The following is a 24,394-nucleotide window of genomic DNA, read 5'->3' as shown; positions in this document are numbered from 1 at the left end:
TTAAATTTATAATTTATAATTCATCTTTTATGGTTTTTAAAATTTCCTCTCTAATTTCTTTTTGTAATTTAGAATTTTCTTTTAAAAAATTCTTTGTTACTTCACGACCAACACCTAATTTTGTTTCTTTAAAAGAATAAGAATTTCCTGTTTTAGAAATCACTTTATGTTCTACTCCTAAATCTAAAAGATCACCGGTAATAGAAATTCCTTCATTATACATTATATCAAATTCACAAACTTTAAAAGGAGCGGCAACTTTATTTTTAACTATTTTAGCTTTAACTCGATTACCAATAATTTTCTCCGCTTGTTTAATTTGTACTGCTTTTCTCACTTCAATTCGAACTGAAGAATAAAATTTTAAAGCCATACCACCAGTCGTGGTTTCTGGATTTCCAAAAAATACCCCAATTTTCATTCTTACTTGATTAATAAAAATTACCGCAGTTTTTGTTTTACTCACAATTGCTGTTAATTTTCTTAAAGCCTGACTCATTAATCTTGCCTGCAAGCCCATATGCGAATCTCCCATTTCCCCTTCTATTTCAGCTTTTGGTGTTAACGCGGCAACAGAATCAATTACAATTACATCAATACCATTAGAACGAACTAATGTTTCAACAATTTCCAAAGCCTGTTCTCCTGTGTCTGGCTGAGAAATTAAAAGTTCATCAATATTAACTCCTATTTTTTTAGCATATTCTGGATCAAGAGCGTGTTCAGCATCAATAAAAGCAGCTATTCCGCCTTGTTTTTGAACCTCAGCAATTATATGTTGAGTTAAAGTTGTTTTCCCTGAAGCTTCCAAACCAAAAATTTCCGTTATTCGTCCTCTAGGAACACCCATCACTCCCAAGGCAATATCTAAAGAAAGACAACCAGTAGGAATTGTTTCTACTTTCATTGTTTTAGATTCACCTAATTTCATAATTGATCCTTCACCAAAGCGTTCTTTAATTTGAGAAATCGCTTCAAAAGTAGCCTTGTTTTTATCTGACGTTTTTAATTCTTTTTGCATAAAAATTAATTATAAAAATAAATAAATTACTTATTTTTTATATAATATCAAATTTTTAAAATTTATCAAGAATGTGTATAATTTTTTTTGTAGGGTCTCCAATTTGGTGCCCATTGTTTGAAAATGCGCGAACCTTTTTTTTGAACGAAACTGACTGATTGCCGCGTTTCGCGTAGCAGAACCGAAACCGAACGCTCGGGCGGGCAAAAAGGAAGAGGGTTGGGAGGAAGGAATTTTTGCCCGCCCTCGCTTTCGCCGCTTCTTTTTTCGCCGCCGCAATTTTTCGTGCCAGCAAAGCTGGCGCGCCGCCTAAAACTATTTCTTAATTATAAGTTTAACAAATATTATCGTCTTTGTAAATTTTTGCTTGACAGATATTTATCCTTTCTGATATACTTACCGAGTGGTAAGTATACAATAATAAAATTATAAAAAATATGGAAATAATTGCAAAAAAATCTGAGGGTGTTATTCAAGACACCAAGAATCACATCATTAATACAGCCCGTAAGTTTTTTTCTGAATATAGCTATTTGGGTGTTTCAATGAATGATATTGCAAAAAAATTAAATATTACCAAAGCTGCGCTTTATTATCATTTCACCGGCAAAGCAGAAATCTATGGAAAAGTGATTGATAATGTTTTTAATGATTTAAATCTAACCCTTACTCAAGCATTAAGCGAAACTGCGGTTGATAAAAAATTGCACAAAATAATTAAAAATTATTTAGATTTTGGTTTTAAGGAAAAAAATCTTATCAAGGCTTTAGTTGTAAAACTTTCGCCAGCTGACTCTAAAATAACAAAGCGAACCGAAAAATTAAGAGAACAGGTTGCTAATGTAATTCAGCCAGTGATAGAGGAAGTTTTTTCAAGCAAAAAATTAAATAAAAAAGTTGATAGTCGATTATTAACATCTTTGCTTACTGGTATGATGGACGGATTACTTTTGGAGTATTCTTTTTTAAATAAAAAAATTGACTCTGAAAAAGTATCTAATCAAATTGTTACGATTTTATTTTAAATCATAAATTTATGTTAAGCATTGTTATTCCAACTTTCAACGAAGAAAAATTTTTACCGCATCTTTTAAAATCTCTTAAAGATCAGGTATTTAAAGATTTTGAAATTATTGTGGCCGACAATAATTTAACTGATACTACACGCTTGATTGCTTTAAAAAGCGGAGCAAAAGTGGTTGGGGGCGGATTGCCGGCTTGCGGTCGTAATAATGGCGCTAAGGTTGCTCGTGGTGAGTGGCTATTGTTTTTAGACGCTGATGTAATTTTACCGCCTGATTTTTTAGAGAAGGCTGTTAAAGAAATTAACGGTTCAACTCTTTCTTCCGCTTCTTGTTTGATTAATCCCTTGAGCGACAGAAAAATAGATAAGTTTTTGCATGGCGCAGTTAATTTATATTTTCAGGCAACTAAAAAAAGGTTTTCTCATGCGCCAGGTTTTTGTATCTTTGCCAAGAAAGAAGTCCATCAATTAATAGGTGGCTTTGATGAAAAAATTAAATTAGCCGAAGACCACGATTACGTTTTAAGGATAGGCAGAGAATTGAGAAATTCGATTTTTTGAAAAGTATTCAAATACCCGTATCTGTCAGAAGGCTAGATAAGGATGGACGTTTTAATATCGCCACAAAATATCTTGCTGTTGAAGTGCATCTTATTTTATTTGGGCCGATATATTCAAATATATTTAATTATAAGTTTGGACACTTTGACTAAAAAATTAAATAAATAAACTTATGATAGAAACAAATTCAAAATTAGTAAAACACATCAACGAGTTTGAAATGTTGGTGTTGGATAATTTTCACGGCAAAATCAAAGGTAAAAAATACCGAGATGAGCAGTGGGAAATTATAGAAAAAATAATAAAGGTCGGAAATCAGGCAGAAATCGAAGCTACCAAATTATTCTTAAAGAATTTTGAAACTGAAAAAACAAGTTCAAAGTAAAAATTATAAAAAAATGAGAGAATTTATTGACGAAGATAAACCTGAACCTATTGATGAGTCGGCAAAGCAGGCCTTGCAAGACAAGGAATATAACAAAAAAATGATAAATTATGACAAAGATTTAGCTAAGGTTTTTGATCCTATTTGGGAAAAGGAATATAAAAAATCAAAAAAAGTCGAGGATTAGCCCGCCTCAAGGGTTTTATAGATTAATTAGAAAGGATGTAAAATTATGCCAACAAATTTTCTAACAAACATAGATTGGTCAAGTCCAACAACAATTGGAATAGCAATAATCGCCGTTATAGCCATTGGCGGTTATCTTTGGTGGGCATGGTCAGAAAAAAGCCACCCTTCAATCAATAAAAGCATTTCAGACGCTCCATTACTAAAATTGTTTACGATAACAAAATGGAGCGTCTCATAATGCTTCTATAATTTAAAAATAGTTTTATGCATAAAGAATATAAACCAATAAAATTCCCAGCAGACGAATCAGGACATAATTACATAATTGAGTGGTGGTATTTTAACGGTCACTTAAAAGACAAGGACGGCAACGGATATTCTTTTATGGATTGCTTTTTTAAAGTGGATGTTAAAAAAGTAAAAATTCCATTTTTAAGCAAGATACCGCTTAAAACATCTTATTTTTCTCATTCCCTTGTTTCGGATTTAAAGCATAAAAGTTTTCACCATAGAATAGCCCCATTTTCTGTCATTTCTGACGATAGTTTTTCCAAGCCCCTGCTTTATATAAATTATCTTAATCCAGAAATCAAAAACGGTTATACCAACTGCGTTATTGAAAAAACCGGCGAATCAACATATCACATAAAAAACGAGGATATTGATTTAATTTTGACTTCAACTAAAAAGCCACTGCTTGAGGGCGGAAAAGGATACCTTGATCTCCATTCCAAAACTACCTATTACTATTCATTAACTAACTTAAAGACAGAGGGCAGAATAAAAATTAAGGGCAAATGGATAGATGTTACCGGCAAATCGTGGATGGATCATCAATGGGCGGACGCGAGTTACTCCAAGGATAAATGGGATTGGTTTTCGGTGCAATTGGACAATAAAACAGAAATGGTTTGCGGATTATATGATGACGGCAAGGTGAAAACTTACTTTGCGGATATTTCTTATGCGGATAACCACCAAGAACATTATCAGGAAGTCGAGATTACTCCTTTGGACGAACGATGGACAAGTCCAAAGAGCAAGGCGGTTTATCCATTGGCATGGAAAATCAAAATGCCGGCAAAAAATATTGATTTAAACCTAACGGCAAAAATTGAAAATCAGGAAATGCTATTTGGTTCGATTAACTATTGGGAGGGACCGCTTCGCGTGGAAGGTTTGTTTGAAAATAAAAAAGTAAGCGGTGTCGGCTTTATGGAATTAGTCGGCTACCCCTCGCAATATAGCAATGCAAAATATATCAGCGATGAAATAGGCAAAACAGCAAGCCGGTTTCTCTCGATGGCTAAAAATAAGACCTTTAATTTAACTGGTGATATTAAAAAAAGATAATTAAACTAGTTGCGGAATAACTCAATAAGATAGACTATCCTTATAAATTTTGGAATTAGCAATATTTTAATTGATAATTCCAGAGTCCACAAGCTAAAAACATAACCTTATCATTAAATTTATTTGTTTTATTCCTAAATTTGTCAGTTACAATTCGCAATCTTTTAATGCCAGCGATAGCATGCTCGGAAGAAATCCGAATACCAGAAATAATTTTATGTAGGGTCTCCTTTTTTTTCTGCAGGCGGGGCGAGCAAACCTCTGCTTCCACCCGCAAAAAATCACGAAATCCAATTTGGTGCCCAGGAGAGGACTTGAACCTCCACACCTCACGGTACTAGGTCCTTAACCTAGCGTGTATACCAATTTCACCACCTGGGCAAAAATTAATTTTCAATTTTCAATTTTAAAATTTAATTTATTTTCTACAAGCTATAAGCTATTTTTTATTTCCGCGTAATTAAATACTGGACCATTTTTACAAACATATCGTGAACCAATGGCACAATGCTGACAAATTCCAACTCCGCAATGCATCCGACGCTCTAAAGATAAAAAAATATTTTCATCTGGAATATTTAATTCTTTTAACTTTTGAACAACAAATTTATACATTATTGGAGGACCGCAAAGAAATGCTTGTAAAGACAAATAACCATTTGCCAATTTTACATTATCAAATAAGACAGTGATTAAACCTATGTCGCCTTTCCATTTTAAATCTGGTTTGTTAAGAACAATATGTAAATCTAAAAATTTTTCCCATTGCTTATATTCATCTTTAAATAAAAGTTCATTATAATCTTTCACTCCATAAAAAAGAATAATTTTATTTTTTATATTTTGTTTTTGATCTTGTATTGTTTTAATAATTGATCTCAAAGGTACCAACCCTATCCCACCACCAATCAAAAGCAAATTTGTTGTTGAATTTTCAATTTTAGGAAAACCATTTCCATAAGGTCCTCTAATTTGAATCTCGTCATTAATTTTAAGAGAATGTAATTTTATTGTCAATTGTCCCGCTTTTCGAACACAAATTTGAAAAAAATCTACGTTTACATTTGAAGAACATATAGCAAAAGGCGCTTCGCCAAAACCCAATATCCCAACTTCTATAAATTGACCTGGGGTAAAGAAAAAATCTTTTTGATCTTTCTTTTTTTTAAATTGCAAAGTAAAAAGTTTAACCTCTTTGGTTTGGGTTTTAATATTTTTAATAATAGCTGTTTTGGATTGATAAATATTTTTCATAAAAATTTGACAAGGTTGAACCCCGTATATTTATTTTTTAATTTTTTCCAATGTTTCTCTAATATTAATTCCTGCAGGACAAACCTTGATGCAACGACCGCAACCAACGCATCCAGAAAAACTATATTCCTCAGGAATTCGGACAAATTTATGATAATACCAATTATAAATTCTTTTAGCTGTACTATCTAAAAATTTATATCCTCCAGCAATTTCTGAAAATTCTTGATAAAAACAACTTGCCCAACATTGTACTCTTTGTCCTTTATTTTTTTCTAAATCCATTTGATCATAAATATTAAAACAAAAACATGTCGGACAAACCAAGGAACATTTTCCACATTCAATACATTTTTTTCCTAATTCTTCCCAAATTTCAGATTTATAATTTTTTTTCATCGCATCTTTAATTTTAACCATTTCCAAATCCAATCCTTCTTCTTTAATTGGTCCAGCAAATTGAATATGTTCATAATCTTTAAATCCAAATTTATCTAAAATTTCTTGACCAATTATTGTTCCAGTAAAAACTTTGTACTTTATTTTTTTAGAACCCATGGAAGATTGAACTAAAGACTTATTTATTATTCCTAAAAAAATATCAAAATGTAAATGTTCTAAAATATCTTCCTCATATTTATCTTCCCAAATTTGAAAAGTTTTTTCATCCGAAAGCATAATGCTTTGCCCAATAACAAGCGTATTTTTTTTTCTTTGTTGATAATAACAATCTTTTTCAAAGACATTATTATAAAGTATCAAAGCCTTGAGATCAAAAATGCTCATTCCTAATAAGGCTTGTTTTAAGATAATGTCTTTATTTTTTATTAAACGATTTTTTTTAAAATTAAATAAAATTTCTTTTGAAAAAAGAAAAAATTTCTTAAATGAATAAAAAGAAAACTTTCCTAATAATTTAAATTTTTTAGGGTTTAAAATTGGTTTAATTTTTATTATTTCATTTTCTTCAAACAACCCAAAAACAGAATATTTTTGTTTTTGCAAAAATGCAATAAATTTTTGTAATTGCGCTTGAGACATAAAAAAATAAATAATTTATATTTTACACTCTTTATTGCTACATCTCTTTTCGTCATCTTTTGCCATGACCATTAAACTCCCACATTTGTCGCATTTTTGATTAACTGGTTTTTGCCAAAGAGCAAATTTACAATTAGGATATTGATCACAAGCATAAAAAGTGCGACCACCTTTTTTTGATTTTTTTTCAACAATCTCGCCTTTATTACATTGAGGACATTTTACACCTGTTGATTTTTTAATTGATTTTATGTTTTTGCATTCTGGATATTTTGAACAAGAAAGAAATGCTCCAAATCGACCATGTTTAATAATCATATCTGCGCCACATTTATCACATTTTTCATTAGACAATTCCATTTCTCTCAAATCTTTTTCTAATGGCTTTGTGTTTTTACAATCAGGAAATCCTGTACAAGCCAAAAACTTGCCAAAACGACCCACTTTTATAATCATTGGTTTGTCACATTTATCACATTTTTCATCACTCTCTTTTTCTGTTAATGCTTTTTTTGAAACCTCTTTTTCTTTTTGTATAAGATTTTTTTTAAACGGATCATAAAATTCTTTAATTATTGGTTGCCATTTTACTTTTCCTTGTGCTACTTCATCTAAATTGTTTTCCATTTGAGCAGTAAATTTAATATCCACAATTTTAGGAAAATGTTCAACAAGTAAATCGTTGACTAAAATTCCAATATCAGTAGGTTTCAAATATTTATTTTCTTTAATAATATAATTTCGTTCAACAATTGTGCTGATCGTTGGCGCGTAAGTTGAAGGACGACCAATCCCATTTTCTTCCAAGGCTTTAATTAAAGTGGCTTCATTGTACCGACCTGGCGGTTGAGTAAAATGTTGATTGGAAATTAATTTATTCAAAGCTAAAATTTCATTAATTTCTAACGACGGTAAAATATTTTCTTCGGTCTTTGACGGATAAATTTTAAGAAATCCATCAAATTTTATTATAGAACCACTGGCTCTAAAAATATAATTTTTAGCTTCAATATCCACAGAAGTAGAATCAAAAATCGCTTCCTTCATTTGACACGCCAATGTTCGTCGCCAAATTAATTGATATAATTTAAATTGATTTTTATCTAAAAATGCTTCTACCATCTCAGGAGATCTAATAATTTCAGTGGGCCTAATGGCTTCATGCGCCTCTTGAGATAATTTAGATTTAATTTTAAATCTACGATATTGTTCCAAAGCATATTCTGATCCAAAATTTTCTTTAATATAATTTTGAGTTTTTTCTAAAAAATTTTCCGCCAGATTAAAAGAATCTGTGCGCATATAAGTAATCAAACCAACTGAGCCTTCTTTACCTAATCCAATTCCTTCATAAAGTTGTTGAGCAATCATCATTGTTTGCTTTGCGGAAAAACCCAATTTATGATTTGCTTCTTGCTGAAGAGTAGAAGTAATAAATGGCGCGTTTGGATTTTTTTTAATTTCTCTTTTTTTAATATCAATTATTTTGTATTTTGCTTCTTCTAAATCTTTTAAAATTTTATCAGCTTCTTCTTTTGTTTTAATTTCCAATTTTGAAATAGTCTTCTTGTCTTTTTTTATTAACATTGCCAAAAATTCAGTTTCAAATTTAGAATTTAGAATTTTCTGTTGAAGCCTTGCTTCAACAGTCCAATATTCTTCTGATTTAAAAGCTTCAATTTCTCTTTCTCTATCAACAATTAAACGAACAGCCACTGATTGGACTCGACCAGCTGAAAGACCGCGAGCTACTTTTTTCCATAAAAAAGGAGACAACTCATAACCAACTAGACGATCTAAAATTCGTCGACCTTGTTGCGCATCAACAAGATTTATGTCAATTTTTTGAGGAGCTTTTAAGGCATTTAAAATTGCTTCTTTAGTAATTTCGTGAAAAACAATTCTTTCAACTTTTTTATTTTTTAAATTTAAGGCTTGTGTTAAATGCCAAGCAATCGCCTCCCCTTCTCTGTCTTCGTCAGTTGCCAAAATAATTGAATCAACTTTTTTAACAATCATTTTTAATTCACCCACCTTTTTTTTAGCCTTGTCAGGAATTACATATTTTGGTTTAAAATTATTTTCTATTTCAATCCCCATCTCTTTTTTTGGCAAATCACGAATATGCCCAAAAGAAGATTCTAATTTATAAGAAGAACCTAAAAATTTTTCAATTGTTTTTGCCTTAGTTGGCGATTCCACAATAATTAAAATCATAATTTTTTAATTTTTATTAAAAAATATAAAACTACCCTAAAATATAATACATCCCTCCTAAGTGTTTTATCTTGCCATTTATTTCCATCATTGTCAAAACGCTATTTATATCAGTTGGACTAAGTTTAGAAAATTCAATCAATTTGTCAACATGAATTGGTTCTTCAGATAAATATTTTAACAATTCAGCCTCTTCTTTATTGGATGGTTTAATAACTTTTCGAACAATCGGCTTAACTGTTCGAACAAAATTCAACGCATCTAAAATATCATTGGCATTATTTACTAATTTGCCTCCCATTTTAATCAAATTATTACAACCAACAGAATTTAAACTATGAACATTTCCTGGAACAGCAAATATTTCACGACCTTGTTCCAAAGCATAACGAGCCGTAATTAATGCTCCGCTTCTTTCAGGCGCTTCAATAACTAAAGTTCCCAAGGTTAAACCAGCGACAATTCGATTACGATATGGAAAAAAATATTTTTGAGGAAAAGTTTCTGGTGGATATTCAGAAAGTAAAAGTCCATTTTGTTCAACAATTTTTTGAGCTAAAGCTTTATTTTCAAAAGGATAAATATTTTTTTCATTTAGTCCAGAACCCAAAACAGCAATCGTCCGACCTGCAAATTCAAGAGTAATTTGATGTGCCAATGTATCTACTCCTCTTGCCAATCCAGAAACAATAACCAAATTAGTTTGAACTAAATCTCTAATAATTTCCACAATAATCTGTTTTCCATAAAGACTCATTTTTCGAGTTCCTATAATGGCTAAACTAAATTCATCTTGTCTTTGAAAATTTCCCTTATAAAATAACAAAGCAGGAAAACTATTAATTTCTTTGAGTAATTTTGGATATTGCGGATCATTAAAAGTAATGACTCGAATATTTTCTTTTTCGCATTTTTCCATTTTTTCGTCAGGATTTATTTGCTTGCGTTTTAAAATTATTCTTTCTGCTATTTTATTTTCTATTCCAGCTTTTTCTAATTCACTAACACCAGCTGTCCATGCCTTTTCTAAACTTTTGAAATAATTTAAAAGCTTTTGAAAACGCGCGCTTCCAATTTCCGACAAATATGAAAAAGCAACCCAATATTTTAAGTCATTCATAAAAATAAAATTAAACAAATATTAATATTAATTTTTATTCAAATAATCCTTTAACATCTTCCCATGTTAATTTTTTAAATAAATCTTGACTTTCTCCTATTAAACTATCAGACAAAAATTGTTTTCTTTTTTGCAAATCAACAATTTTTTCTTCAATAGTTCCATTGGTAATTAATCTATAAACATTTACAGAATTTTTTTGTCCAATTCTATGTGTTCTATCAATCGCTTGAATTTCTACACTTGGATTCCACCAAGGATCAAAAATAATTACATTATCAGCTGAAGTTAAATTTAATCCAGTTCCTCCAGCTTTTAAACTAATAAGAAAAACCTGTTTTTTGTTGCTTTCATTAAAATCCTTAACAATCTCTTGTCTATTTTTTGTTTTACCAGATAAATAAGAATAATTGATTTTATTCTTTTTTAATTCTTCAACCAAAATATCCAACATTTTTGTAAATTGACTAAAAACCAAAACCTTTCGTTTAGCTAAAACAATTTCATTAATTAATTCAAGAAAAATATTTAATTTAGCTGATTCATATTTGGTATAATCTTTATCTTTAAGTAAAAGTACTGGATGATTACAAACTTGCCTTAATTTGGTTAACCCAGCTAAAATATGAATTTGCGATTTAGCAAAACCTTTTTCCTTTACTATTTCAAAAATTTGACTTTTTACATTTACTAAAATTTCTTGGTATAAAATACTCTGAGAAGATTCCAAATGACAATGTGTTATTTGTTCAATTTTAGAAGGCAATTCTTTTAAAACCTCTTTTTTGGTTCGCCTAAGCATAAAACAACTAATTTTTTTACGAAGATTATCTAATGTTTGAAGATTATTTCGTTTCATTATTGGATTTTGAAATTTTTCAACAAAAAGTTTATAAGAACCTAAAAATCCTGGCATTAAAAAATCAAAAATTGACCAAATTTCAGATACATTATTTTCTAAAGGTGTGCCAGTCAAGGCCAATCTATAATCAGCATCAATCTTTTTAACCATTTGAGCATTTTTAGTGGAATGATTTTTAATAAATTGAGCTTCATCTAAAATACAATAATTAAATTTAATTTTTTCTTCTTTATATTTTTCTAAATCTTTTTGCAAGGTAGCATAAGAAGTAATAATTAAATCATATTTTTTAAAATTTTTAATTTTTTGTTCACGTTCTATTGGTAAGCCATCAAAAATTATTGTTTTTATTTTAGGAACAAATTTTTTTACTTCGCTTTCCCAATTATAAAGTAAAGTTTTAGGACATATCACAATTGAAGGTTTGTTTTTAATTTTTTCAAGTTGAATTAAAATTAAAGTTTGCAAAGTTTTTCCTAAACCCATATCATCAGCTAAAATTCCACCAAAATGATACTTACGCAAAAAATAAAACCAATCAATCCCCTCTTTTTGATAATCTCGTAAAATTTTTTTATATTGCTCTAATATTTTTATTTTTTTTACTGGTTTACCTGTTTGAGCCTCTTGAATAAATTTATTAAAACTTTCTTCAACTTTAGTATTGTAATATTTTGAACTAGTAAAAATATTTTTTAATTCTGGAGCATGATAAAGTCCTCCTTCAAAATGATCTTTTTCTTTTCTATAAAAACTTTCCAACATCATAATAAATCGCTCTAATTCTTCATAATTACTAATTTTCAACATTTGACCATCTGCTATTTTTATATATTCTTTTTTATTTTTAATATAATTTTTTAAATCATCTAAATTAATTTTGCCCTTTGCACAATAACAATTTACATCAAAAGCAAGCAAACCATTTTCTTCGTCAAGATTAACATTAAAATCCGCATTAAAATTTTCTTCAACAAGCTCAAATTTATCACCAATAAATTCTATTTTATAACCAATTTTTTTAATATCTTCCCAATATTTACTAAAATATTTAAAAATATCTTTTTCGTTTTTTCTTTCGCATTCTACTTTTTTATTAAATCCATAATTTCCATAAAATTTTTGAAAAAACTCTAATTCTTTTTTTTTATTCGCTTTAGTATAAAAAATATTTTCTTCATCAATTTTAATTATATACTTATCTTTAATAAAATAATCAATAAAATTTTCATTAATTTTTCTCTTAAAAAAAATTTTTTGATTTTGATAATAACTACAAACTGTATCAGAAACATTTACTTTGCAAAATTCATAATCAATTGTTGCTTTTATTTTTAAAAAATTCTTTTCTTCTTTATAGTCCACTAAAATATAAGGTTCTGCTTTATTAAATTTTTTAATTTTAAAATTTTTATCTGCTAATTGTTTCGTTGTTTTTAAATCAAAATATATTTTTATATCTTTAATAATTGAATTTAAATCAATAATTTCATTTTCTGTTAATTTAAATTCAAATGGATATTTATATTCTTTTATAACATAATCATACATTTCTTTTGTGCTAATTTGAGAAATTATTTCAATTAATTTTTTAGACAATTTATAAAAACTAATGTTTCCGCTGATAATATTAATAATAATTAAATTTTCTTTTCCAATAAAAAAAATAACTCTTTCTGTAGAAAAATCAAACTTATTTAATTTAAAAATAAAATCTTTTTTTATCCAATCAAAATATTTATTTTTTTCTTTTTTTATAAATAATTCTACTTTTAATTTTTCAGAAATATCTCCAAAAAATAATTTATTTTTTTCCTGCTCTCTATAAATTTTAATTTTTGAATCTCTGAGTAAAATAAAAAATTTTTCATAATCAATATTATCCTTCCAAAGATATTCTTCTTTCAAAAATTCAACTAATTCAATTTGTGGCTGAGTTAATTTTTTTTTATGCTTTAATATTTCAGAAGGTTTAATATTTGAATCATAATACGAAATTTGCCTATCTTTTTTAATTTTAGCATATATCCTTTTATTCTCATTAAAATCCAAAATAATATGATAATTTTCAATTTCAAATTTTGAAGATTTTATTTTTTCTTTAATTTGAATTTGTTTGTTTGACAAAAGCGGAAATTTTTTTAAAAATTCTTTAAATTTAGTTTGTTTTTCTTGATTTTTTTTATCAAAAAAAGTTCTTGCTTTTTGTTCTATTAAACCCAATTTCTTTTTTTGTTTTTCATCTTTATTAATCCATCTTGTTAAATTATCTCTTAAAAAAGAAATATTTCCATTAAAATTTTGTAATTCTTTTTGATCTAAAAATTCAAAATAAACATCAATAAATTCCAATCCCAATGCTACGCAATGTTTACATTCTTCATAACATGGACATGAGCAACTAAATCTACTAAATTCATTTTTTTCTAAATCAAAAAATATATTACTTTTATAAAAATTTTTAAAAGAACCTTTTATGTCACCTATAATTTTAATATTTTCTGAAAAATTATTTGATAACACCTCAATTTTTTTAACATATTTTGAATTAAAATAATTAACCCCTCTATTATAGATAACAGCGCCAACAATTTTTTTTAAATTATTTTTTAATGTTTGTTTATTTAAAAAAATCATTATTCTAAATTTTACCAAAAACTAAAAAATTATTTTTTAGCTCCCCAGTCTAAATTAATACAATTTTTACCTCCTTTTTCTTGAATATATTTATAAGCGCTTAAAGCCGCTTTGGCTCCTTCACCAGCAGAAATAATTATCTGTTTATACAAAATATCTGTCGCATCGCCAGCAGCAAAAATTCCCGACAATGAAGTTTCACAATTTTTATTTGTAATAACCTGATTTTTTTCATCTAAATTAACTAAATTTTTAATAAAATCCGCTTTTACTTCATACCCAACTTCCGCAAAAACACCATTCACTTCAATTTCTTCTTCATTTTCTTTATCTATTTTATTAACAATAATTGATTTCACAAATTCAGCCCCTTTAATTTCTTTAATTGTTGAATTTAAAACAAACTGAATATTTTTTTGTTCCTTAATTTTTTGAATTAATATTTCATCTCCTTTAAACTCATTTCGACGATGAACTAAATAAACCTTTTTGGCAATTTTTGATAAAAGTAAAGTTGCATCTAAAGCGGCATTGCCTCCACCAATTACGGCCACATTTTTATCTTTATAAAACAAAGCGTCACAAGTAGCGCAATAAGAAACCCCTTTGCCTTTAAATTTTTCTTCCCCAGGAACATCAAGATCACGAGGAGTTAAACCAAAAGCCAAAATTACCGATTTGGTTTGATAATTTTGAGTATTAGTTTTAATCTCAAAAAAATCATTTTCTGGTTTAATTTCCTCCACTTCATCAAAAATAAATTCTACGCCAAATTTTCGTGCCTGTTGATTAAATTTTTGCATTATTTTAAAACCAGAAATAGCCTCATCAAATCCGGGATAATTTTCTACTTCTGTAGCTAAAGATGCTTGACCGCCCAAATCTTTGCTAATAACTAAGGTTTTTAACATTCTACGACTGGTATAAATAGCTGCTGTCATTCCAGCTGCTCCAGCGCCAATAATAATAACATCATACATATTTTTCATATTAAAAAGATTTTTAAAATATAAAAATGCGCCAATAGCGCATAAAAATTTTTCTTTAAATTTTAATTATTTTTAAATTATATTTATTTATGCTTTATAATTTAAACCTTCAAACAAATATTTTTTTAAAGTCCTTCATATTCCCTCATCGTTAATTGAGACTCAATTTGTTTTATTGTTTCAAGAACTACACTCACAATAATTAATAAACCAGCGCCTCCTAAAGCAATAGATCTAATTTCAAAAATAGGCCCAGTAATTAAAGGAAGAATAGCAATAATTCCCAAAGAAGTAGCGCCAGCTAACATAATTCTTTGTGAAACATTGCTTATATATTGAGATGTTGGTTTGCCAGGTCTAATTCCTAAAATAAACCCACCTTGTTTTTGAAGATTTTCAGCTATTTTTTGAGGATGAAAAACAACAGCAGTATAAAAATATGTAAAAGCGACCACTAAAACAAAATAAGCTATGCCATAAAAATAATGGCTGGGTTGAAAAATGGTATAAATAAATTCAGCTGGAACTTTAAGCCATCCAATTTGAAATTTCATTAAAAGTTGAGCAACGATTGGCGGAAATAAAACAATAGAAATGGCAAAAATAATTGGAATCATTCCCGCTTGATTTACGCGCAAAGGCAAATAAGTACTCGCTCCCCCATACATTTTGTTACCTCTTACTCGACGTGCATAAGAAATAGGAATATTCCTTTGCCCTTCAGTAATAATAACTACTCCTGCAACAGTGATTAATCCTAGGATAATAAAAATTAATAAATTAACAAATTTCGTTGAATCAAAACTAACGACTGTTTGTTGTAAAACTGAAGGTAAGCCAGAAACAATTCCAGCAAAAATTATCAAGGATATTCCATTGCCTATTTTTTTTTCTGAAATTAATTCACCCAACCACATTAAAAATACGCAACCAGCAGTCATAGTAATAATCATTGAACTTAATTGCCAGATACCTAAATTAGAAATAATTTTTTGTCCTGATGAATTAGAAAGCAAAACAATCATTCCATAAGATTGTAAAGCAGCCATAGGCACAGCTAATAAACGAGTGTATTGATTAATTTTATGATATCCTGCCTCGCCTTCTTTGGCTAATTCTTCTAAACTAGGAACAATCATTGTTAAAAGTTGAATAATAATTGAAGCTGTGATGTAAGGCCCAACGCCCAAAGCCACTAAAGAAAAATTGCTCATGCCTCCGCCAGTTAAAAGATTCATAAAACCCAAAATTTCATTTTGCGTAAAAAATCTTTTTAAACTTTCCAAATCAACTCCAGTTAAAGGAATATGCGCGGCAATTCTGAAAACTATTAACATTGCTAAAACAAAAAGAATACTCTTTCGTAAATCACGGATTTTGAAAATTTGAATTAATTTTTGAAAAATTTTTGATAACATATTTTAAAATAAAAAAAAGAAAAATAAAAATATAATAGTTATTATAACTTATTTTTAAAAAAATGCAAAATGCAAAAAAAATATAATTTATAATTTATAAATTATAAATTATAAATTATAAAATGGTGCCCTCGGCAGGAATCGAACCTACGTAACCAGCTTAGAAGGCTGGTGTTCTATCCGCTGAACTACGAGGGCAAATAAGTAAAAATTTTTAAAAGAAAATTTTAATAATTATAATTTCTTTATTTTTTTCGTCTTTTGTCATGAAAAGCGCTATAAACTTCTTTTAAATGTTTATCTGTTACATGGGTATAAATTTGAGTCGTTGTAATAGACGCGTGTCCTAATAAAGCTTGCACTGAACGTATATCAGCTCCAGTTGTTAAAAGATCTGTAGCAAAACTATGACGGATTGTGTGAGGAGTTATCTCTTTTGTAATCCCGGCTATTTTAGCATATTTTTTTACAAGACGCTGAATACTTCTTGGAGTTAAATTATTTATTTGTTTATTTTTTGATAATTTATCATGCCTAATAAATAAAATAATTTCCATATCATTTCTAGCTTCTAAATATTTTTTTAACCAATACTTAGCTTGCTGAGATAAAAAAATAATCCTTAGTTTATTCCCTTTACCTCGAACTGTAAACTCATCTTTATCTAAATTAATTTGTTCCTTAGTTAATTTAATTAATTCAGAAACTCGCAATCCAGTAGAAAAAAATAATTCTAAAATTGCCTTATCTCTCAATTGAATGAGGTCAAATTTTCTTTTACTTTGAACTTTGAATTTTGAACTTTGAACTTTGAATGGTGCTTCCAAAAAATTTTCTAAATCTTTTCCTTCTAAAAACTCTATTGATCTTTCAGAAACTTTAGCTAATTCAATTTTTTCAGAAGATAAGCTTTGAATATCTCTTTTAGAGAGATATTTTAAAAAAGAACGCAAAGCAATTAAATGATAATTTTGAGTATCTTTTTTTAAACCTTCTGCTCTTAAATTTTGAAATCGATTTAGCCAAAGCCGATATTGACGAATCATTTCTAAATTAATTTCTTCTGGTTTTGGTTCCTTTGCCCAATTAAGAAATCTTTCTAAATAAAATTTATAATTTCTAATTGTTTTTGGACTACGATTTTTTTCTATTTCAAGATATTCTAAAAAATTATTAATTAATTGTTTTAAAGAAAACATAATCTTTTTATTTAATATGAATGCAAAGAGCTGGACAAGATTCTTCTATATTTCCATTACATCCTAAATCTTGTATTTCAAGCTCATTATTTCCTGTTTCTGGATTTTTATTTGCTCCTTTTAATAAAGATTTTCCGTCATCTGCCATTTCCCAATACTCTGAACACAAAGCCGCGCAAGCTCCGCAACCAATACACTTTTCTCTTTCATGAATAATTGTTGTCATAAAAAACAAAATTAAAAATTAAAAATTAAATTAAAAATTATTTTTAAAAACTAAATCAAATCCTTTTTTAAAAATCACTTCCTTATTATAATTTATATTATTAATATTACCAAACATCCTTCTAATAATTAAATTATATTGTCCAATCTTTTTCAAAAACATCTCTAACTTGTTGAATTAAGGCTTTATTTACCAACAAAATTCCTAATTCTCGATTTTCATCCATTGATGCGGAAGAAAAATTAATTGATCCTAAATATAAAATTTTATTATCAATAATCATAATTTTAGCATGCAAAAACGGTTTTTGCAAATACTTCACTTGCATATTCTGTGTTTGAAAATACTTTCCAGTATCTCTGTTAATCTCGCCCGTTTTAATATCAGCTAAAAGAATTTTAACTTGCACTCCATTTTTTTGTGCCTTTATTAAAAGCTCTTGTATACTTTGATCTTTCATTATTTCAGTAGCAATTAAAATTTCTGATTTTGCGTTTTTAATTAGACTTTCTAATTTAAAACGAGAATTAATCGGACTAATAACTAAATTTGGGCGAGAAGAAAAAAATGATTCTTTCTGCCAATCAGCTTCAAATAATTTTTTTATTTCCAACACATCTTTTAAATCAAAATTAATTAAACCAAAATCACGACTATTATTAAGCCCGGAATAAGTAAAATTGCAAGTCATAATAATCGCCTTTTGATCGTCAATAATCATAAATTTGCTATGAGTAAGGCTAAATTCAGAATTACTCCATTGGGTTTGTATCCCAACCTCTTTTAATTCTTTAAAAATTTTTTTATTAAACCATTCTAAATTGTAAGGATTTTTTTCTAAAATTATTTTTATTTCTACTCCTCGTTTTTTCGCATCTTTTAAGGCTTGAATAATTTTTTTATCAGATAAAAGATACATTTCTAAATTAATTGATTTTTGAGCTTTTTCAATTTCTCTTAAAATAGGCGCTTCTTTTTCTTCTGGTTCAATAAATAAAACCTGTTTTGCTAAAGAAGGTTTTAAAATGATTGGCTTTAATAATTTAAAATATTCAATAACAAATGGTGAACTTAAAATAACTAAAGCCAAAAAAAATATTGCGTATTTTCTAAAACTGATTCGTTCTTTAAAATCTTTTGCAAATTTTTTTATAATCTTTTTCATTTTAATATTTTTAAATTTTTTCAAATACTTCTTACTCTTTACTCTTATTTTTTGTTCATTCTTTTGTTGCAATATATTGACAAAATTTCAAAAACTTTGTCCCAATTTAAAATATCCAAATAACTAAACTTGCTTCCAATGTTTTTTAATTATATAAATTTATTTAAATAAATTTATAAATTTTTATTGTTTTTAATTGTTCATTCAACCATTCTCTTAATTTTTTTGGAGCAATTACCTTTTCTATTTTTTCTTGCGAAATCATTTGTTTAATTGCTTTTTCTTTAAATTGAGTTAAATCCCAATTATATAAATTTTTTACTATTTTTTCAAATTGTTGTTCAGAACCCACTTGTTTAATAATTTCTTGAATTTTATTATCTACCTCTTCTTTTTTAATGATCACTCTATTTTTTTTAAGAGTTTCAAAAATAAAATAATCTTCTATCATCATTTCTGAAATATTTTCTTTTAAAATTTTATCAGAAAGAATTTGAAAAGTTGAATCAGCTTGTTTTTGTTTTTGAAAAAAAAGTTTAGTTGCTTTAAAATTTTCTTGAAATTCAGAATACTTTATTAATTTATAATTGTTTATTTCTTTATTTTTAATTATTATCGCTGGATAAGGAATAATTCGAGTTATTTTAATTATCGTTTCGCTATCCCAATTATATTTATACAACCCAATCCCAAAAGAAATTAAAAACCAAATAATAGCCAAAAAAATAAATACTACTAATTTATATATATTCCTTTTTGTTTTGGGTTTTTTAATTTTAATTTTTTTAATTTCTTTTTTATTTTCTACAATCCCCTCTTTTTTTTGAATTTGTTTTGGAAAATTTGATTTTTCTTTTATTATATTTAATATTATTTCTCTCCATTTGGCTTGTTTTTCTTTTTGTTGATTATTATCTATCATAAATTAAAGAATTATTTTAAAAAATATTTCCACCATTTAATAGGATTAATAATTTTTTGATCATCTTTTTTATTTCTTTCAAAATCAATATTTACAAATTCATTTTTTTCTTCTATTTCTTTTGGAATAATCGTAGGCAAAATTACCACATCTTCATCCTGTTTTTTCATTCCTAATTCTAATCGAGCTTGCCTTTCTTGAAAAGATTCTGTTTTTAAATATTGAATTAGTTCTTTGCTTTGTATTTTTTTTTCTTCCAAATTTTTTATTTCTTGTTTTAAACCTTCTATTTCTTTATTAATTTTATAATGTTTATAGGTTTCTTTGCCTACAGAAAAAAAATAGGATGTTAAAATAATTATTCCTAAAAATAAAAAAAGCGGTGAAAAAAATAAATTTTTCCAAAATAAAATTTTGTTTTTTATCATATTTATTATAATATATCAAAAATATAAAAAAACAAAAAAAGTTAAATTTTTAATACTAATTGTTTTTTTATTAAAAAAAACTTGAATATCTCAATAATCAAAATTGAAATAATAGCAATCCCTAAAACAAACAGCCAGTGAAAAAAATTAAGAGGAACAGTGTTTAAAATTTTATTTAAAGCTGGAACATATAAAGCGACGAAAATTAACACAAAACCGTAAAGCACGCTCCATAATAGATATTTATTACCAAAGAAATTATTTATTTTAAATAAAGGTTTAGAAAGATTTTTAAAAGAAAAAATATAAAACAAACCAACAAAAGCAACACTAGTAAAAGCAATAGTTTGAGCTAAAATTAAACTATTGGTTCTATTATAAAAATACCAGAATAAAAATAAAGTTAATAAGCCAATGCTTAAACTTACAGCAATAATTAAAAACATAACAGACTTAGATAAAAAACCATCTTTTTTATTATCAATAGGCTTTTCTTTCATTAAATCTCTATCCTTAGGTTCAAAACCTAATATAATATCAGGAGGACCATCGCAAATAAGCTGAATCCATATTATTTGAGCTATTGTTAATGGCAAAGGAAAATTAAGTATTATTGCTCCAAATATCAAAACAATTTCAACAAAAGCGTTAGATAAGGCATAAGCAACAACCTTTTTGATATTAGAAAAAATTAAACGGCCCTCTTCTACAGCTGTTAAAATGGTTTTAAAATTATTGTCTAATAAAATCAAATCCCCGACTTCTTTTGCCACTTCAGCACCAGCGCCCATAACTACTCCAATATCCGCTTTTTTTAAAGCAAGAGCATCATTAACTCCATCGCCAGTCATAGCGATAATTTCTTTTTTAGCTTGCAAAGCTTCTACTATTTTTAATTTTTGATGAGGCAAAACACGACTAAATAAAATAATATCATCTATTCTGTCTTTTAATTCTTGATCAGAAATCATGCCAAGCTCATTGCCTGACAAAATATTGTTTGGTCCAATTTTAAAACCTAAATTTCTAGCGACTTTTTCAGCTGTCTTGCTATGATCTCCTGTAATAATTTTAATTTTAATACCAGCTTGCATGGCTTGTTCTATAGCCTCTTTAGCGCCTGAACGCAAAGGATCTTCAACTGCTACCAAACCTAACCATACAAAATCTTTTTTTTCTTTTAACTCCCCTTTTTCTTTAAAACCAACTCCCAAAATCCGTAAACCCTTGCTGGCCCAATCATCTATTTTTTTTAAAGTATCAACTGACTCTTGAGCTGATAATTGACAAAACGATAAAACAATTTCCGGCGCTCCTAAAACAAAAGCTGTATTTTTATTATTTATTTTATTAATGCTTAAAGCGTATTTTTTCTCGCTATCAAACGGCTCTTCGTAAATTCTCAAGTGACTGTTAAAAATTTCCTGTGGATCTTGAGCAGTCCCCCCTTGATAAAGGGGGTTAGAGGGATTTTTCCTTACATAATCCCAAAGAGCTATTTCTAAATTCATCCGCTGATTATTAACCAATGTTAAAGCCAAAAATGCCTTGTCGTTATCAAAAAAATCAGACTTAACAACTTTCATAATTCCTTCAGTTAATGTTCCTGTTTTATCAACGCAAATTACAGAAGTTGATCCTAATGTTTCAATTGATAAAAGTTTTCTAACTAAACCTTTCTTAATTAAAACTCGTCTCATGCCCAAAGTTAAAATAATAGTAATAGCAACTGGTAAACCTTCTGGTATGGCAGCCGCTGACAGCACTATTGAGGTTCTAAGCATTGCCCAAAAATTTTCCTGATAAAGCACGCCAGTAATAAAAATTATTAAACAAATTATAAAAATTATAAATAACAAATTTTTAGCGAATTTATCTAACGCGACTTGTATTGGGGTTTTACTTTCTTTTATTTCAACTATACTAGAACCAATTTTACCAATTTCAGTATCAAGACCAATTTTGCTAATTTTCATAATGCCATTACCCCAAATAACAGTAGCGCCCATAAACAACTTATTATCAGTTAACTTTTTAGCAACAGCCTCATCTTCGCCAGTTAAAATCGCTTCATTAACTAACAAATTTAAACTCTCAATCAATTCACCGTCAGCTGGAATTTTATCTCCAGAACCAATAATAACCAAATCACCAGGCACTAATTCTTTGGCTTCAATCTGTTTTCTGCAACCATCTCTAATAACAAGCGCTTTAGGTTTAATAATATTTTTTAAAGCAACCAAGGTTTTTTGACTGTTATATTCTTGAAAAAAACCGAGCAAAGCGTTAAATAAACCAACTAAAACGATTAAAACAGCGTCAATATATTCTTTGAAAAATAAAGAAATCAGCCCGACAAAAAATAAAATATAAATCAATGGACTTTTAAATTGCGAGAAAAAAATTGTTATAAAAGAAAATTGTTTTTCAGCTGGCAAAGAATTTTCCCCAAATTTTTCTCTTAATTTTTTAATTTCATTTTCTTTTAATCCTTGATGTTGCATAAAAAATAATTAAAATATCGTTAAATAATAGCGTATGCCAATGTCAGAAGTTCAACTCCCGAATTAGTCATATTCTTTTTATTAAAAATTTAATTCATTTTATTTTTTATATAATAATGTAAAATTATCCTCCTGTCCATTTTTTATATTTAAGTGTCGTTATGTTTGAGTATCGTACCCCCAAATTAAATGTTAATTGTTTTTTTGACGCCTGTGGAAAAAAAATTTGACAATTTTTATAAAATAAGTATATATAAATATATAGATTTAAAATAATTTATTTTTTATATTCTTTATTGTGTTAACACAGTGAGAAAATTAAATATTTAAAAATTCAATCCTCTTTAAATTATTTTTCTAAAAACTAATGCTCCAACAAAATAATTTTTAGAGTACTAATTCCATCGTGTTAACACGGTAAGACTAAAAATTTTTATTTTAAAATATATGCGACAAGCTTTAATAAAAAATAATATTTATATACATCATCACAATCAATTCTTTTGAAAAGAGATTGGTTGTGATTGGTTTTGTTTAAATTTTTATTCTTCACGCTCAATCCCTTTTCAGAAGGGATTTTTTATTTCTGAAAAGGAAAAATTCTATTCTATTTTTAAGGAGGAAAAAAATGAAAATAAAAAAAGACGATCTAAAAACATGGATCGCAATGAGGGTTCCCGATCTTTTACCCCCATGGCAAAAGGTCTCGGAGGTGGATGAGATGCCAACGGATTGGGATTGTCCAATGGCGAAAAAAAAAAGGGACCGTTCATAAAAGTGTGTCTAGCTTTTTTTATCTAGAATAAATATTAAATTTATTATTAAAACACTTTAACTATTATGACAAAATTAATTATACATTTTTACTATGCCAGACACAATTTTATGTAGGGTCTCTCTTTATTTATTTATCACGGCCTTTGGGGTAGGATCATCCATAAAAGACATTGATCCTGTAACTTATATTAAAAAAGGAGTTAAAGAATTATTAAATTATTTAGGAAAGAAGGTAAAAGGAATAATCCCAGTAGAAATTGGTCCAACTTCGTTAGCATCTGCTTTTTTTATAGCTTCAGAATTAAAATTACCAATTGTTGATGCAGATTTTGTAGGTGGAAAGTCTGCTCCGGAAATTTTTTTGGAAACAATTAGTCTCTTTAAACTAAATAGAACACCTCTTGTTTTAGTTGGAACAGAAGGCAATATAGCAATTTTTACTAAATCAATTTCTTTTAAAGAAGAGGAAAGAATTTTGCGAACTTTTTCTAAAGAAAAAACTTTTGTTGTGGGTTACCCTTTTTCTAAAAAAACTTTGGAAAAGAAAATAGAAACCGGCACTGTGTCAGAAGCTTTGAAAATTGGCAAAATTATTAATTCTAATAATTTTAATGATCTTTTAAAAATGAAGAATTAAAATTATTATATGAAGGAACAGTTTCTTCTATAAAAGAAAAAGAAAAGAATGGGTTTATTACTAAAGATATTAGGATTAAAAATATAAACTCAGAAGGACGATTGTTTATTAAAAATGAATATCTCCTATTTTGGATTAATAAAAAAATAATCCTGACTTGCCCCGATTTAATTATATGTACAGATATTAATAATTATCCTTTATATAATAGTGATATTTCCTTAGATAAAAAGGTGAAAGTTTTTGGAAAAAAATGTTGCAAATTATGGCGAACACCTAAAGGATTAAAACTATTTAGTCCTAAAAATTTTGGATTTAACTTTAAAAATAAATTATTAAAATAACAATATGACTCCAGAAAAACTTAAAAAAGGCGACGAAATAAGAATAATCGCCCCAGCCAAAAGCCTTGCCACACAACCAAGTTTTATCGGTGAATTTGATCGAAATATAGAGTCTATTAGT

Annotated in this window: 22 protein-coding genes and 2 tRNA genes; 8 read left to right on the top strand and 16 right to left on the bottom strand. The window is 27.7% G+C overall.

Features of this window, described 5'->3' with window-relative positions:
• Positions 1-13: 13 nt before the first annotated feature.
• The gene (gene recA / locus CVV26_00375; protein PKL72709.1) at positions 14-1,021 is read right to left on the bottom strand and encodes a recombinase RecA; all 1,008 of its coding nucleotides are present in this window, start codon (positions 1,019-1,021) and stop codon (positions 14-16) included.
• Between the two features lie 437 nt (positions 1,022-1,458).
• On the opposite strand from recA, the gene CVV26_00370 reads away from it, so the two are divergent.
• The 6 genes from CVV26_00370 (at position 1,459) to CVV26_00345 (ending at position 4,533) form a co-directional block, all read left to right on the top strand.
• Positions 1,459-2,046 carry a hypothetical protein gene (locus tag CVV26_00370; protein ID PKL72708.1) on the top strand — a complete coding sequence of 196 codons (588 nt, stop codon included), beginning with the start codon at positions 1,459-1,461 and terminating at the stop codon, positions 2,044-2,046.
• A gap of 11 nt (positions 2,047-2,057) precedes the next feature.
• Positions 2,058-2,606: a hypothetical protein gene (locus CVV26_00365; GenBank protein PKL72707.1), complete on the top strand. Its 549-nt coding sequence runs from the start codon at positions 2,058-2,060 to the stop codon at positions 2,604-2,606.
• A 172-nt stretch (positions 2,607-2,778) separates the two neighbouring features.
• Entirely contained in the window at positions 2,779-2,991 is a 213-nt protein-coding gene (locus tag CVV26_00360) for a hypothetical protein (protein PKL72706.1), read from the top strand.
• Positions 2,963-3,178 (top strand): hypothetical protein, encoded by a 216-nt coding sequence (locus CVV26_00355; GenBank protein ID PKL72705.1) that lies wholly within the window; start codon positions 2,963-2,965, stop codon positions 3,176-3,178. The genes CVV26_00360 and CVV26_00355 overlap by 29 nt, the downstream gene beginning before the upstream one ends.
• A 45-nt stretch (positions 3,179-3,223) precedes the next feature.
• Positions 3,224-3,418: a hypothetical protein gene (locus CVV26_00350; GenBank protein ID PKL72704.1), complete on the top strand. Its 195-nt coding sequence runs from the start codon at positions 3,224-3,226 to the stop codon at positions 3,416-3,418.
• Positions 3,419-3,444: 26 nt separating this feature from the next.
• Positions 3,445-4,533: a hypothetical protein gene (locus CVV26_00345; GenBank protein PKL72703.1), complete on the top strand. Its 1,089-nt coding sequence runs from the start codon at positions 3,445-3,447 to the stop codon at positions 4,531-4,533.
• Positions 4,534-4,829: 296 nt separating this feature from the next.
• On the opposite strand, the gene CVV26_00340 is transcribed toward CVV26_00345, so the two are convergent.
• From CVV26_00340 to CVV26_00270, 15 genes are all read right to left on the bottom strand, one after another.
• Positions 4,830-4,914: transfer RNA gene (locus CVV26_00340), tRNA-Leu, on the bottom strand.
• Between the two features lie 51 nt (positions 4,915-4,965).
• Entirely contained in the window at positions 4,966-5,787 is an 822-nt protein-coding gene (locus tag CVV26_00335) for a hydrogenase (protein PKL72702.1), read from the bottom strand.
• A 30-nt stretch (positions 5,788-5,817) separates the two neighbouring features.
• A complete protein-coding gene (locus tag CVV26_00330) occupies positions 5,818-6,828 on the bottom strand; it encodes a hypothetical protein (GenBank protein ID PKL72701.1) in 1,011 nt (336 codons plus the stop codon).
• Between the two features lie 15 nt (positions 6,829-6,843).
• Positions 6,844-9,045, bottom strand: a complete 2,202-nt coding sequence (locus tag CVV26_00325; GenBank protein PKL72700.1) for a type I DNA topoisomerase — start codon at positions 9,043-9,045, stop codon at positions 6,844-6,846.
• 31 nt (positions 9,046-9,076) lie between these two features.
• Complete coding sequence (gene dprA, locus CVV26_00320; GenBank protein PKL72699.1) at positions 9,077-10,165, bottom strand: DNA-protecting protein DprA; 1,089 nt, start codon at positions 10,163-10,165, stop codon at positions 9,077-9,079.
• 34 nt (positions 10,166-10,199) lie between these two features.
• Positions 10,200-13,664: a hypothetical protein gene (locus tag CVV26_00315; GenBank protein ID PKL72698.1), complete on the bottom strand. Its 3,465-nt coding sequence runs from the start codon at positions 13,662-13,664 to the stop codon at positions 10,200-10,202.
• A 29-nt stretch (positions 13,665-13,693) separates the two neighbouring features.
• A complete protein-coding gene (gene trxB / locus CVV26_00310; GenBank protein ID PKL72697.1) occupies positions 13,694-14,653 on the bottom strand; it encodes a thioredoxin-disulfide reductase in 960 nt (319 codons plus the stop codon).
• 125 nt (positions 14,654-14,778) lie between these two features.
• Positions 14,779-16,071: a preprotein translocase subunit SecY gene (locus CVV26_00305; GenBank protein ID PKL72696.1), complete on the bottom strand. Its 1,293-nt coding sequence runs from the start codon at positions 16,069-16,071 to the stop codon at positions 14,779-14,781.
• 123 nt (positions 16,072-16,194) lie between these two features.
• Positions 16,195-16,269, bottom strand: a tRNA-Arg gene (locus tag CVV26_00300).
• Positions 16,270-16,316: 47 nt separating this feature from the next.
• Positions 16,317-17,270, bottom strand: coding sequence for a hypothetical protein (locus CVV26_00295; GenBank protein PKL72695.1), 954 nt, complete (start codon positions 17,268-17,270; stop codon positions 16,317-16,319).
• Between the two features lie 7 nt (positions 17,271-17,277).
• Positions 17,278-17,496 (bottom strand): ferredoxin, encoded by a 219-nt coding sequence (locus CVV26_00290; GenBank protein PKL72694.1) that lies wholly within the window; start codon positions 17,494-17,496, stop codon positions 17,278-17,280.
• 133 nt (positions 17,497-17,629) lie between these two features.
• Positions 17,630-18,685 carry a hypothetical protein gene (locus tag CVV26_00285; protein PKL72693.1) on the bottom strand — a complete coding sequence of 352 codons (1,056 nt, stop codon included), beginning with the start codon at positions 18,683-18,685 and terminating at the stop codon, positions 17,630-17,632.
• A gap of 139 nt (positions 18,686-18,824) precedes the next feature.
• Positions 18,825-19,583 (bottom strand): hypothetical protein, encoded by a 759-nt coding sequence (locus CVV26_00280; protein PKL72692.1) that lies wholly within the window; start codon positions 19,581-19,583, stop codon positions 18,825-18,827.
• 11 nt (positions 19,584-19,594) lie between these two features.
• On the bottom strand, positions 19,595-20,011 hold the full coding sequence (locus tag CVV26_00275) for a hypothetical protein (GenBank protein PKL72691.1): 417 nt from the start codon (positions 20,009-20,011) through the stop codon (positions 19,595-19,597).
• A gap of 41 nt (positions 20,012-20,052) precedes the next feature.
• On the bottom strand, positions 20,053-22,515 hold the full coding sequence (locus CVV26_00270) for a hypothetical protein (protein ID PKL72690.1): 2,463 nt from the start codon (positions 22,513-22,515) through the stop codon (positions 20,053-20,055).
• 868 nt (positions 22,516-23,383) lie between these two features.
• On the opposite strand from CVV26_00270, the gene CVV26_00265 reads away from it, so the two are divergent.
• Both CVV26_00265 and CVV26_00260 read left to right on the top strand, forming a co-directional pair.
• A complete protein-coding gene (locus CVV26_00265) occupies positions 23,384-23,929 on the top strand; it encodes a hypothetical protein (protein ID PKL72689.1) in 546 nt (181 codons plus the stop codon).
• A 29-nt stretch (positions 23,930-23,958) separates the two neighbouring features.
• On the top strand, positions 23,959-24,273 hold the full coding sequence (locus CVV26_00260; protein PKL72688.1) for a hypothetical protein: 315 nt from the start codon (positions 23,959-23,961) through the stop codon (positions 24,271-24,273).
• The last annotated feature ends 121 nt before the right edge of the window (positions 24,274-24,394 follow it).

The organism is Candidatus Kuenenbacteria bacterium HGW-Kuenenbacteria-1 (assembly GCA_002839745.1).
Lineage (GTDB): Bacteria > Patescibacteriota > Patescibacteriia > UBA2591 > PGYQ01 > PGYQ01.
Note: the sequence above shows the minus strand (reverse complement) of the source record. Positions and strands in the feature narration are given on the sequence as shown.